A 13545-nucleotide genomic window follows, 5' to 3' on the forward strand; every position below is an offset into this window, starting at 1 on the left:
AACTGAAACATCTAAGTACCCGGAGGAAGAGAAAGAAAAATCGATTTTCTAAGTAGCGGCGAGCGAAAGGGAAAGAGCCCAAACCAGGAACTTGTTCCTGGGGTTCGGGCGGACATAACCGGATAATAGGAAAGTTGAAGAGAGCTGGAAGGCTCCGCCAAAGAAGGTAAAAGCCCTGTAGGCGAAAGCCGAAAAATCCGAGTCCGTACCAGAGTACCACGAGACACGAGAAACCTTGTGGGAATGAGGGAGGACCACCTCCTAAGGCTAAATACTACCTGGTGACCGATAGTGAAGCAGTACCGTGAGGGAAAGGTGAAAAGAACCCCGGAAGGGGAGTGAAATAGAACCTGAAACCGTGTGTCCACAACCGATCGAAGCACTTTAACGTGCGACGATGTGCTTTTTGTAGAACGAGCCAGCGAGTTACGGTATGCAGCAAGGTTAAGCACTTAAGGTGCGGAGCCGGAGGGAAACCGAGTCTTAATAGGGCGGGAAGTTGCATGCTGTAGACCCGAAACCGAGTGACCTATCCATGGCCAGGTTGAAGCGGAAGTAAAATTCCGTGGAGGACCGAACCACGTTGGTGTTGAAAAACCATGGGATGAGCTGTGGATAGCGGAGAAATTCCAATCGAACTCGGAGATAGCTGGTTCTCCTCGAAATAGCTTTAGGGCTAGCGTCGTGAATGAGTAGTGGAGGTAGAGCACTGAATGGGATAGGGGCTGACAACAGTTACCGAACCCTATCAAACTCCGAATGCCATATACTTGAATCACGGCAGTCAGACTGCGAATGATAAGGTCCGTAGTCAAAAGGGAAACAGCCCAGATCATCAGCTAAGGTCCCAAAGTGTAAGTTAAGTGGAAAAGGATGTGGGATTTCTAAGACAACTAGGATGTTGGCTCAGAAGCAGCCACTCATTTAAAGAGTGCGTAACAGCTCACTAGTCAAGAGGTCCTGCGCCGAAAATGTCCGGGGCTAAAACTTACCACCGAAGCTATGGACCCGAAAGGGTGGTAGAGGAGCATCCTGTACGGATTGAAGCAGCACCGGAAGGAGTTGTGGACTGTACAGGAGAGAGTATGCTGGCATAAGTAGCGAGAAATAAGTGAGAATCTTATTGGTCGAAGACCTAAGGTTTCCTGGGGAAGGTTCGTCCGCCCAGGGTTAGTCGGGACCTAAGCCGAGGCCGAAAGGCGTAGGCGATGGACAATCGGTTGATATTCCGATACCGCAGTCATGCGTTTGACAGATGGGATGACGCAGAAGGATAGGATGTGCACACTGTTGGATGTGTGTCTAAGCACTGAGGCAGGTAGAGCTGGAAAATCCGCTCTATCAATGCTGGGGTGTTACAGGGATCCAATTTTGGAGAAGTATCCGATTTCACGCTGCCAAGAAAAGTCTCTATGGAGCAGGGCTGCGCCCGTACCGCAAACCGACACAGGTAGGTGAGGAGAGAATCCTAAGACCATCGGAAGAATTGTTGTTAAGGAACTAGGCAAATTAACTCCGTAACTTAGGGATAAGGAGTGCCCCGAAAGGGGCCGCAGAGAATAGGCTCAAGCAACTGTTTATCAAAAACACAGGTCTCTGCTAAAGCGAAAGCTGAAGTATAGGGGCTGACGCCTGCCCGGTGCTGGAAGGTTAAGGGGAATACTAAGCCGCAAGGCGAAGGTATGAACTTAAGCCCCAGTAAACGGCGGCCGTAACTATAACGGTCCTAAGGTAGCGAAATTCCTTGTCGGGTAAGTTCCGACCCGCACGAATGGCGTAATGATTTGAGCACTGTCTCGACAACAAATCCGGCGAAATTGTAGTGCAAGTGAAGATGCTTGCTACCCGCGATTGGACGGAAAGACCCCGTAGAGCTTTACTGCAGTTTAGCATTGAGTTTCGGTATTGTCTGTACAGGATAGGTGGGAGGCATGGAAACCAGGGCGCTAGCCTTGGCGGAGCCATCCTTGGGATACCACCCTGACAGTACTGGAATTCTAACCGGCGGCCATCACCTGGTCACGGGACATTGTTAGGCAGGCAGTTTGACTGGGGCGGTCGCCTCCAAAAGAGTAACGGAGGCGCCCAAAGGTTCCCTCAGAAGGGTCGGAAATCCTTCGAAGAGCGCAAAGGCATAAGGGAGCCTGACTGCGACACATACAGGTGGAGCAGGGACGAAAGTCGGGCTTAGTGATCCGGTGGTACCTCGTGGGAGGGCCATCGCTCAACGGATAAAAGCTACCTCGGGGATAACAGGCTGATCTCCCCCAAGAGTCCACATCGACGGGGAGGTTTGGCACCTCGATGTCGGCTCGTCGCATCCTGGGGCTGAAGTAGGTCCCAAGGGTTGGGCTGTTCGCCCATTAAAGCGGCACGCGAGCTGGGTTCAGAACGTCGTGAGACAGTTCGGTCCCTATCCGTCGCGGGCGCAGGAAATTTGAGAGGAGCTGTCCTTAGTACGAGAGGACCGGGATGGACTGACCTCTGGTGCACCAGTTGCTCCGCCAGGAGCACAGCTGGGTAGCTATGTCGGGAAGGGATAAACGCTGAAAGCATCTAAGTGTGAAGCCCACCTCAAGATTAGATTTCCCACAGCGTAAGCTGGTAAGACCCCTTGAAGAACACGAGGTTGATAGGTCAGAGGTGTAAGCATGGTGACATGTTAAGCTGACTGATACTAATAGGTCGAGGGCTTGACCAAATAAATTATGATACTGCTGTGCAATTTTCAGGGAATAGAATGATCCCTTGAAAACTACATAATCTGGCGGCAATGACGTGAAGGCAACACCCTTTCCCATTCCGAACAGGCAGGTTAAGCTTCATAGTGCCGAAAGTACTGCAGGGGAGGCCTTGTGGGAGGATAGGTAACCGCCAGGTAAAGTTTTATGGCCAGATAGCTCAGTCGGTAGAGCAGAGGACTGAAAATCCTCGTGTCCCTGGTTCGATTCCTGGTCTGGCCACCAAGAACTCTAGATTATATTTTCTAGAGTTCTTTTAAATATAATTAATTAAAGGAGAAATACTGCATATGGAAGATAAGATAGCAGCAGTTGTAAATGGGAAAGAAATAAAATATAGTGATATTGAAAATGCAATGAAAAGATTCCCTGAGGACAGACGGGCACAGATTAATACAGAAGAGGGAAAAAAACATCTTTTAGATGAGATGATATTCTTCGAACTTGCCTATAATTATGCAAAAGACATGGAATTTGAAAAAGATGAAGAGTATTTGAAGACTTTGGAATCTGCAAAGAAGGAAATACTAACTCAGGTAGCAATATCAAAAGTTATGAAAAATGCTGTAGTAACAGATGAAGAAATTTCAGAATATTATAACGCGAACAGGAATATGTATAAGTTACCGGAGAAAGTAAGGGCAAAACACATATTGGTAGATTCAGAAGAAAAAGCAAAGAAGATTTCTGAAGAAATCGAAAATGGCATGCCTTTTGGAGACGCTGCAGTTAAGTATTCATCATGTCCATCCAAAGCTCAAGGCGGCGATCTTGGAGAATTTTCAAGAGGACAGATGGTACCTGAATTTGAAGCCGTTGCCTTTTCTATGAAAGAAGGAGTTGTGAGTCAGCCGGTAAAAACACAATTTGGTTACCACTTAATATTGGTGGAAAAGAAGATTGAATCTTCTATAGCTTCTTATGAACAGGTTAAGGATTCTATAAGAAGTGGGCTGCTTCAGGAGAGACAGGCATATCAGTATTCAAAATTCAATGATGAACTCAGGAAGAAGTATAAAGTTGATATAAAATAAAAAAATTCACCCTGCCAGAAAGCAGGGTGAATTTTTTTTAGAGCAATTTAAAATGGTATTTTATGCTGTAAGATTTTTGAGCGTTTTTTGAAAGCAGTATATCACCGAATTCCTTGTGATTGATTGCATCGGGCAGGGTTTGAGGTTCCAGTGCAATGCCCATATGGCAGCAGGCGTCCTTTCCGTGCACTTTTACAGGTTTTTCAATTGAATTAAGTGTATATACGATCAACCCATTTCGGTCCGATTCTATGTCGATACATCTTCCATTGTTATAGTTTACAAGAGTTGCAGCACAACTGCCATTTATCTTGAAAGGATCATCAAGACCATCTCTGTTTAGTTTTTGTTTTAGAGTTTGAAGCACGTTTTCCATGTTTTGAGGTTCCTTGAAATCCATTATGCTTTTATCTGTAGACTTAAGTGTTCCAGTGGGAATCAAATTTTTGTCCAATTCCACAAAATATTTTGAGTTTATCTTAAGATAATGTCCAGACAACAATTTATCTATATCATTATTCAAATTAAAATAAGTGTGGATTGTTGGATTGAAGATAGTGTCTTCACTGCTTTTGCATTTTAACCTTATGGTAAGGTCATTATTATTGTTTAGGGTATAAGAAATTTTTACGTTACGATTTCCAGGAAAACCATCATCTTTTTCAGTAATTGTTTTTGTGAAAATTAAACTGCTTGAGTTTGAATCTTCTATTGTGCGGCAGTTCCAAACAAGGGTGTTAAATCCATGATTTCCGCCGTGAAGAGTATTTTTTCCTTCATTTTTAGGAAGGGTATAAGTAATATCCCCTATTTTAAAAGCACCATTTCCAATACGTCCTCCTACAGGACCGATTGAATTTCCAAGAAACATGGAGTTATCATCTATATAGTCTTTGAGATTATCAAAACTCAGGATAATGTTTGATGAATTCTTGAACTTATCCGGAGCAGTGAATTCTATAAGAGAAGCTCCATAGGACATACATGAAACCTTTATATTGTTTTTATTTTTCATGGTATATTTGTATATCGTATCTTCTCCATAGCTGCCAAAAATACTTTTTTCTATCATTCGGAATGCTCCCCCCGATTTGTAGATTTTACCTTGTGGTTTCTTTCATTATGTCATGTAATTTTGTATTGTGATCAATTATTATGGATTCAAGATTGACCATCCTGCTCCAGTCATATACTTGTTCTACGGATAAGGAGAGAGTAACTACAGTATGATGTCCGCCGCCTGCATAAATCCATGATTTAACTCCGTCACTGAAATTTGGTTCTGGTTTCCAAAGCATTTTTGCCACTGGTAGATTAGGAGAATCTTCATCTGCATCGACAGCTGTTATTTCATTTATAAGGAGGCGATAATGTGTTCCGAGATCACACATTGTTATAGCTACACCTTTGCCGGAAGAACCATTGAAAATTAAACGGGCAGGATCTTCACGTCCACCAATTCCGAGAGGTTTTACAACCACTTTAGGCTTGTCTGAAGCGAAAGTAGGATCAACTTCGAGCATATGAGCTCCCATGATTTTTTCATTTCCAGCCTCAAGTTCATAAGTGTAATCTTCCATAAACCCTGTTTTAGTATTGCTTGTCATGATTTTAATAAGTCTGCTGAGAGCAGCTGTTTTCCAATCTCCTTCTCCTGCAAAACCATATCCTTCAGCATTTAAACGCTGAACAGCAAGGCCGGGGAGCTGTTTCATGCCATACAAGTCTTCAAAGTTTGTAGTGAAGGCTGTATAATTTCCTGCCTCTAGAAAACGTCGCAGGGCAATTTCTATTTTTATTTGTTCTTCTACCTGCTTTTTATAGAAGGCTGGATCATTCTCTCCAGGCTCCATAATATACATAGTTTTAAATTCTTCATAGGTTTTTGAAATGTCCTCCTGTGAAACCTTGTCCATTTCTGCAACCAGATCGCCAATTCCGAAATAGTCAACCGTCCATCCAAATTGAATTTGAGCTTCAATTTTATCACCTTCTGTGACAGCTACATTACGCATATTGTCTCCAAAACGGGCTACTTTTATATCCTGACTCATAAGTAATCCTGCAGCAACATTCATCCAGTCTGCAATTTCTTTTTGAATTTCGGGCTTTTTCCAATATCCAAAGATTACTTTGTTGTGTTTATTGAGCCTTGCATTTATAAAGCCGTACTCTCTGTCTCCGTGTGCGCTTTGATGTAGATTCATGTAATCCATATCGATGGTTTTCCAAGGTATGTGTTCATTAAATTGAGTAGCAAAATGAAGAAGTGGTTTTTGAAGTATTTTTGTTCCAGCTATCCACATTTTTGCAGGCGAAAATGTATGCATCCAGGTTATAACTCCAGCAACGTTGTCATTGTAATTTACATCTTTCATTATTTGTTTGATTTGATCTGAAGAAGTCGCAAGGGATTTGAAAACAATTTTGTAAGGCAAATTTCCGCTTTTGTTTAGGTTTTCCACAATTTCAACTGAGTCTTTTTTTACTTGGGATAGGGCATCTTCGCCATATAGATATTGACTTCCTACTACGAACCAGAATTCCATTTCTTTATTTTTTAACATATTATTCATCCTCTCATATATTTATTTTTTTTGACCATAATAAGCATTTTTACCGTGTTTGCGTTTGAAATGTTTGTCTAGTAAGGCTTGATCCATTTTGATGTTATAAGGATTTAGCTGCAGTGAATGATAAGTCATGTTTGCAACCTCCTCGAGAACAACAGCATTGTGTACGGCATTTTCAGGGCTGTCTCCCCAGGCAAATGGACCATGATCATTTACAAGAACGCCTGGTACTTCGTTTGGAGATATGCTATTTTGTTTGAAGGTTTCAACAATTACATCTCCAGTTTGTTTTTCGTATGAATTTTCAATTTCAGTGTTTTTCATTTTTCGTGTTACAGGTATGTCACCATAGAAATAATCGGCATGTGTTGTACCGGCAGCTGGTATTGACATGCCGGCTTGCGCAAAGCAAACAGCCCAAGGAGAATGTGTGTGAACAATTCCCAGTATATCGGAGAATTGTTTATATAGTACAAGGTGAGTGGCTGTATCGCTGGAAGGGTTCAAGTCACCTTCGATGACATTGCCGTCAAGATCTACTACAACCATATCTGATGATTTCATTTTGTCGTATTCAACTCCACTTGGCTTAATAACTACAAGATTTTTATTCCTGTCAATGCCGCTGACGTTCCCCCAGGTAAATGTTACCATATGATATTTTGGAAGCATCAAATTGGCTTCGAGTACCCTTTGTTTTAGATCTTCTAACATGGAATCAATCATCCTTTCAATAGTATTTTGTGCTTATAGAATGTCTTATATTTAGTAATCCTTTACACAAATATAATATTTATTAGTATAAATGTCAATACATTTTTTAAATTTATTAGGATGAATTTAAAAAATGTTGTATGATTTAGTGCTTGAATAGACAATATATAGTAAATATCGAAATAACTTATAGTTATTAGTGAATTAATCTTACAATGTATTTATTTTAAACTAACTACATGAAAAAATAAGTACGTACTTTTATTTATAATTTTATTGACATGTACGTACATAAGTAGTATATTTATATCAAGAAAACGAAAGCGTTTACTATTGCTTTGAGAGGAGATTTTTCTATTGGATAAAAGAAAGGAAATAATAGAACAAATTCAAAACGGTAGGACATCCCTTGGGATAGAATTTGGTTCCACAAGAATTAAAGCTGTGCTCATCGGTGAAGATTTTTCGACTTTGGCTAGTGGAAATTTTGAGTGGGAAACTGACTTGAAAGATGGAATTTGGACATATTCTTTGGAAGACATATGGAAAGGATTGCAGTACAGTTATCAAAAACTTTTTGCTGATGTAAAACAAAAATATGGAATTATACTTTCAAAAATAGGTTCCATTGGATTTTCTGCAATGATGCATGGATATATGGCATTTGATAAAGAAGGAAGTATTCTTGTACCGTTTAGAACCTGGCGTAATACCATGACGGGCGAGGCTTCAAAAAAGCTTACGGAATTATTTCGTTTTAATATTCCGGAGAGGTGGAGCATAGCCCATTTGTATCAGGCAATTCTTAACAAGGAAGCGCATGTTCCAAAAATTGATTTCCTGACTACGTTGTCTGGGTATGTACATTGGAAGCTTACAGGAAAAAAAGTTCTGGGTGCAGGAGATGCATCGGGAATGTTTCCGATTGATATGGAAACAGGTAAGTACAACAAGGATATGATTGATAAATTTAATAATTTGCCAGAGGTTAAAAAGTATGATATAAAAGTGGAAAATTTTTTGCCGGAAATTTTGCTTGCAGGGGAAGACGCAGGTGTTTTAACTCCTGAAGGGGCTAAAAAACTTGATATAAGTGGAAATCTTGAAAGTGGAATACCACTTTGTCCACCGGAAGGCGATGCAGGTACGGGAATGGTTGCCACAAATTCAGTAGCACCTCGAACTGGAAATGTTTCGGCAGGAACATCTATATTTGCAATGGTGGTACTTGAAAAGCCATTTAAAAAAATACATCCGGAAATTGATGTTGTAACCACTCCTTCAGGAGATTTGGTGGGCATGGTTCATGCAAACAATGGATATTCAGATATAGATTCATGGGTTAACATATTCAAGGAGTTTACTGAAGCTATAAATGTCAAAATTGAAAAAAAATTACTTTACATGGCCCTGTATAGCCAGGCATTTCAAGGAGATTCGGATTGTGGAGGTGTTCTTGCCTATAATTATTTTTCAGGTGAAAATATAACTGGAGTTTCAGAAGGAAGGCCTATGGTAGTTCGTACTCCAAAGAGTAAGTTTAATCTTGCCAACCTTATGAGAGCACATCTTTTTACATCACTCGGTGCTTTGAAAATTGGCATGGATATTCTTTTAAAAGATGAATCTGTTAAACTTGACAGATTGCTTGGACATGGAGGATTGTTTAAAACTCCTATAGTTGGGCAATCTATAGTTGCAGCGGCAGTAAATACGCCGGTCTCTGTTATGGACACAGCAGGGGAAGGTGGAGCCTGGGGGATTGCACTTTTAGCCAGGTATATGATTGAAAAGAAGAAGGATATTACTTTATCGGAGTTTTTATCTAAGAGGGTGTTTGCTGGATATGTAGCGGATGAGATAAAGCCTGATAAAAAGGATGTAGAGGGATTTGAACATTTTATAGAAGTGTATAAGAAAGGAATTCCGATTGAAAAAGCAGCTGTAAAATATATGAATTGATAATTATGTAATTAATATAATGAGTGGGGAGGAAATTTAGGATGAAAAAAAAGATATCTCCAAAATTGGTTTATTTCTTTGGATCTTTTGGTGGATTTATGTTTGGATATGACATTGGAATAATCAACGGCGCGTTGCCGGGAATTAAAGCAACATGGGGTATAAACCCGTGGCTGGAGGGATTTATTACGTCAGGCTTGTTTGCAGGGGCCATGATTGGGGCATCACTTATGGCATCTCTTGCGGATCGTTTTGGAAGACGTAAGATGATTATGTGGAGTGCTATTGTGTTTATTATTGGTGCCATTGGTTCAGGATTTTCAAAAAGTACAACTTTTTTAATTATTGCACGTATTATTCTAGGAGTTGCTGTTGGAGGAGCATCTGCTCTTGTTCCAATGTATATGGGAGAGATTAGTCCTGCTGAAACGAGAGGAAAGCTGTCTGGATTAAACCAGCTTATGATAACAATTGGAATGCTTATTGCATATGGAATAAATTACGCATTTGTGAATATGTTTGAAGGATGGAGGTTTATGCTTGGCGGTGCTGCGGTTCCGGCTGTGGTTCTTTTACTTGGGACATTTATACTGCCAGAATCACCAAGATTTCTTGTCAGAATAGGTAAAAAAGAATCTGCAAGACAGGTACTTGATATGCTTCGTTCCAAGGAAGAAGCTGAAAAGGAATACGATGATATTGTCAAAGCAAATCATATAGGTTCAGGAAAGTTCAAGGATTTGTTTTCCAAGATGGCTTTGCCTTCTGTGATTGCAGGATGTGGATTGACGTTGTTACAGCAAATACAAGGTGCTAATACAATATTTTATTATTCATCACAAATTCTTGCAAAGGTTTTTGGTTCCTCAATAGGTGGAGTTATCAGTACTGTAGGAATTGGTTTTGTATTCGTTGTTGCAACAGCTATAACACTTACCATTGTAGACAAGTTTAAACGAAGAAGTTTGTTTATGACAGGATCTATTGGAATGGGATTGTCACTTCTCATAGTTGGACTTGTGTATCCTTATGCACAATCAAATCATGTATGGGCAATGTGGGTTGTATTTTTGTTCATATGTTTATATGTTGTTTTTTACGCATATTCGTGGGCGGCAGTTACTTGGATTGTAGTTGGAGAATTATTTCCGAGCAGTGTCCGAGGAATTGCAACAGGAATTGCATCTACTGTAAATTGGTTTGGAAATATACTTGTTGCACTGTTCTTTCCAGTGCTTCTTGAAACCGTTGGACTATCAATAATTTTCTTCGGCTTTGCCGCAATCTGTATTATAGGATTTTTCTTTGCAAAATTTGTTTTGTATGAAACAAAGGGTAAGTCACTGGAGGAAATTGAGAAATATCTTTATGATCGTTCTGTTGGTAAAGTTGCAGGTATAATGAAATAAAAATATTTTGCAGAAGTTGGATGCAAATGCTGGATCGGATAGATTTGGCGTTTGCATTTTTCTTTTTATATTGGTTATACTTTGTTATAATATAGTACATTAAGGATAATACATATCATAGGAGAAATTATGAAACATAAATATGAAGTTGTAAAACAAAATATTATAGATTGGGCAATTCAAGGAAAGTATAAACCTCATCAGAAGATTCCAACAGAGTCGGAGATGATGAAAATGTTCAATGTAAGCAGACATACCATAAGGAGAGCGTTAAGTGATCTTTCCTCCGAGAATTATTTGTATAGAATACAGGGGAGCGGTATATATGTATCTGATTTCAAGGAAAATGAATCTTACCTAAAGAAAAATAAAAATGTAGGAGTACTTACAACATATATCTCAAATTATATATTCCCCAATATAATACAAGGCATAGAAAATTCTCTTTATGACAGGTCGTATTCTCTTTTAATGTCATCTACTAAAAACAATATTATGATTGAGACAAGAAATTTAAACAACCTCCTTGCTCATAAAATAGATGGACTTATAATGGAACCGACAAAAAGTTCATATCAGAATCCAAATATGGGATATTTGAGTAATATAATAGAGAGGAAAATCCCTCTTGTTATGATAAATGCATCATATCCACAAATTGAAGTGCCAAGTTTATGTGTTGATGATTTCAAGGGAGGAAAAATGGCCGCACAATACTTTTGGGATCTCGGGCATAGAAATATAATTGGAATATTTAAAGTTGACGATCTTCAGGGAGTACATAGAATGAATGGATTTATATCCGAGTGTCAGGAGAAGAATATTTTTCTTAAGCAGGAGCATATAATAACATTTTTGTCTGAAGAGACAGATACTGTTCTTCCATACAAGATTAAAAGTGTTATAAGTTCTGAAAAATATCCTATGGGAGTTTTCTGCTACAATGATGAAATAGCATTTATGGTTGTTAACATAGCGCACCGCTTAAACTTGAGGATTCCAGAAGATATATCGGTGATAGGATTTGATGATTCTCAAATTGCAAGACTGATCAATCCAAAGTTGACTACCATTACTCATCCAAAAGAAAGGATGGGATCAGATGCAGCAGAACTAATTATAAAGCTCATAGAAAATAAAAATAAGTTTGATAAAAATGACTCTATATTATACGAACCACAGCTTGTAGCACGTGATTCCACGGTTAAAGTAGGATAATCACTATATAAACATCACCTAGTGTATCTACATGCAAAACATACAGATATATGAAGAAAAAAATAGATATATAGGGATAAATGCAAAATATGGCTGATATAGTATTAGGCAGATGTACAAGCTGTGATATAATAACATTCGTTGTCCGGTTGAGGAACAGAAAAGAAACAGTTTGATGCACTGTGAAAAAGATGCAAAAAAATGTTGACAAAGGCTGGACAGGATGATATACTTTAAAAGCTGTCTCGGAGGAGACGGCGGGAATGATCCTTGAAAATTAAACAGAGTAAAAAGCAAGCAGAAACTTGAAGAAACAAACCAGCAATTCTTTTGAAATAAACAGTAATGAGCAGAAAGAACTTTTAATATGAGAGTTTGATCCTGGCTCAGGACGAACGCTGGCGGCGTGCCTAACACATGCAAGTCGAGCGAGAGAGTCCCTTCGGGGACAATCTAGCGGCGGACGGGTGAGTAACACGTGGGTAACCTGCCTCAAAGAGGGGGATAGCCTCCCGAAAGGGAGATTAATACCGCATAAGACCTGGATTCACATGGATCCGGGATGAAAGGAGAAATCCGCTTTGAGATGGACCCGCGGCGCATTAGCTAGTTGGTGGGGTAAAGGCCTACCAAGGCAGCGATGCGTAGCCGACCTGAGAGGGTGATCGGCCACATTGGAACTGAGAGACGGTCCAGACTCCTACGGGAGGCAGCAGTGGGGAATATTGCACAATGGGCGAAAGCCTGATGCAGCAACGCCGCGTGAGTGATGAAGGTTTTCGGATCGTAAAGCTCTGTCTTCTGGGAAGATAATGACGGTACCAGAGGAGGAAGCCACGGCTAACTACGTGCCAGCAGCCGCGGTAATACGTAGGTGGCGAGCGTTGTCCGGATTTACTGGGCGTAAAGGGTGCGTAGGCGGATGTTTAAGTGAGATGTGAAATACCCGGGCTTAACCCGGGGGCTGCATTTCAAACTGGACATCTGGAGTGCAGGAGAGGAGAATGGAATTCCTAGTGTAGCGGTGAAATGCGTAGAGATTAGGAAGAACACCAGTGGCGAAGGCGATTCTCTGGACTGTAACTGACGCTGAGGCACGAAAGCGTGGGTAGCAAACAGGATTAGATACCCTGGTAGTCCACGCCGTAAACGATGAGTACTAGGTGTAGGAGGTATCGACCCCTTCTGTGCCGCAGTTAACACATTAAGTACTCCGCCTGGGAAGTACGATCGCAAGATTAAAACTCAAAGGAATTGACGGGGGCCCGCACAAGCAGCGGAGCATGTGGTTTAATTCGAAGCAACGCGAAGAACCTTACCTGGACTTGACATCCCCTGCATAGCCTGGAGACAGGCGAAGCCCTTCGGGGCAGGGAGACAGGTGGTGCATGGTTGTCGTCAGCTCGTGTCGTGAGATGTTAGGTTAAGTCCTGCAACGAGCGCAACCCTTGTTGTTAGTTGCTAACATGTAAAGATGAGCACTCTAACGAGACTGCCGCGGTTAACGCGGAGGAAGGTGGGGATGACGTCAAATCATCATGCCCCTTATGTCCAGGGCGACACACGTGCTACAATGGGCAGAACAGAGAGATGCGAAACCGCGAGGTGGAGCCAAACTAGAAAACTGCCCTCAGTTCGGATTGCAGGCTGAAACCCGCCTGCATGAAGTTGGAGTTGCTAGTAATCGCGAATCAGAATGTCGCGGTGAATACGTTCCCGGGCCTTGTACACACCGCCCGTCACACCATGAGAGCTGGCAACACCCGAAGTCCGCAGTCTAACGTAAGAGGACGCGGCCGAAGGTGGGGTTAGTGATTGGGGTGAAGTCGTAACAAGGTAGCCGTAGGAGAACCTGCGGCTGGATCACCTCCTTTCTAGGGAGAACAGGGATGGA

General features: G+C 41.0%; 7 protein-coding genes, 1 tRNA gene and 3 rRNA genes. 8 read left to right on the forward strand and 3 right to left on the reverse strand.

The features are described 5' to 3' along the window. The 4 genes from AC4CVH_RS15860 to AC4CVH_RS15875 all read left to right on the forward strand — a co-directional run. Window positions 1-2701 (forward strand): 23S ribosomal RNA (locus AC4CVH_RS15860); the annotation flags it as partial. A gap of 62 nt (window positions 2702-2763) precedes the next feature. After that, a 5S ribosomal RNA gene (gene rrf / locus AC4CVH_RS15865) occupies window positions 2764-2880 on the forward strand. A 10-nt stretch (window positions 2881-2890) separates the two neighbouring features. Beyond that, a tRNA-Phe gene (locus tag AC4CVH_RS15870) sits at window positions 2891-2966 on the forward strand. Between the two features lie 65 nt (window positions 2967-3031). Next, on the forward strand, window positions 3032-3775 hold the full coding sequence (locus AC4CVH_RS15875; RefSeq protein WP_490788699.1) for a peptidylprolyl isomerase: 744 nt from the start codon (window positions 3032-3034) through the stop codon (window positions 3773-3775). Window positions 3776-3812: 37 nt separating this feature from the next. On the opposite strand, the gene AC4CVH_RS15880 is transcribed toward AC4CVH_RS15875, so the two are convergent. From AC4CVH_RS15880 to araD, 3 genes are read right to left on the reverse strand one after another with little or no spacing between them, the layout of a single operon-like run. Then, a complete protein-coding gene (locus tag AC4CVH_RS15880; protein WP_490788700.1) occupies window positions 3813-4847 on the reverse strand; it encodes an aldose epimerase family protein in 1035 nt (344 codons plus the stop codon). A 28-nt stretch (window positions 4848-4875) separates the two neighbouring features. After that, window positions 4876-6342, reverse strand: coding sequence for an L-arabinose isomerase (gene araA / locus AC4CVH_RS15885; protein WP_490788701.1), 1467 nt, complete (start codon window positions 6340-6342; stop codon window positions 4876-4878). A gap of 21 nt (window positions 6343-6363) precedes the next feature. Continuing rightward, window positions 6364-7062: an L-ribulose-5-phosphate 4-epimerase gene (araD, locus tag AC4CVH_RS15890; RefSeq protein WP_490788702.1), complete on the reverse strand. Its 699-nt coding sequence runs from the start codon at window positions 7060-7062 to the stop codon at window positions 6364-6366. Between the two features lie 357 nt (window positions 7063-7419). Here araD and AC4CVH_RS15895 point away from each other — a divergent pair, with 357 nt between their 5' ends. From AC4CVH_RS15895 to AC4CVH_RS15910, 4 genes are all read left to right on the forward strand, one after another. After that, window positions 7420-9024 carry a xylulokinase gene (locus AC4CVH_RS15895; RefSeq protein WP_490788703.1) on the forward strand — a complete coding sequence of 535 codons (1605 nt, stop codon included), beginning with the start codon at window positions 7420-7422 and terminating at the stop codon, window positions 9022-9024. Window positions 9025-9065: 41 nt separating this feature from the next. Beyond that, the gene (locus tag AC4CVH_RS15900) at window positions 9066-10433 is read left to right on the forward strand and encodes a sugar porter family MFS transporter (RefSeq protein WP_490788704.1); all 1368 of its coding nucleotides are present in this window, start codon (window positions 9066-9068) and stop codon (window positions 10431-10433) included. 129 nt (window positions 10434-10562) lie between these two features. Beyond that, a complete protein-coding gene (locus AC4CVH_RS15905) occupies window positions 10563-11651 on the forward strand; it encodes a GntR family transcriptional regulator (RefSeq protein WP_490788705.1) in 1089 nt (362 codons plus the stop codon). Window positions 11652-12014: 363 nt separating this feature from the next. Next, a 16S ribosomal RNA gene (locus AC4CVH_RS15910) occupies window positions 12015-13525 on the forward strand. The last annotated feature ends 20 nt before the right edge of the window (window positions 13526-13545 follow it).

This window comes from Clostridium pabulibutyricum (genome assembly GCF_058242705.1).

What these genes read in the sequence shown, in the direction of transcription:
- AC4CVH_RS15875 (WP_490788699.1), top strand. Translation starts at nt 3,032, where the DNA reads ATGGAAGATAAGATAGCAGCAGTTGTAAATGGGAAAGAAATAAAATAT.
- AC4CVH_RS15880 (WP_490788700.1), bottom strand. Translation starts at nt 4,847, where the DNA reads ATGATAGAAAAAAGTATTTTTGGCAGCTATGGAGAAGATACGATATAC.
- araA (WP_490788701.1), bottom strand. Translation starts at nt 6,342, where the DNA reads ATGTTAAAAAATAAAGAAATGGAATTCTGGTTCGTAGTAGGAAGTCAA.
- araD (WP_490788702.1), bottom strand. Translation starts at nt 7,062, where the DNA reads ATGTTAGAAGATCTAAAACAAAGGGTACTCGAAGCCAATTTGATGCTT.
- AC4CVH_RS15900 (WP_490788704.1), top strand. Translation starts at nt 9,066, where the DNA reads ATGAAAAAAAAGATATCTCCAAAATTGGTTTATTTCTTTGGATCTTTT.
- AC4CVH_RS15905 (WP_490788705.1), top strand. Translation starts at nt 10,563, where the DNA reads ATGAAACATAAATATGAAGTTGTAAAACAAAATATTATAGATTGGGCA.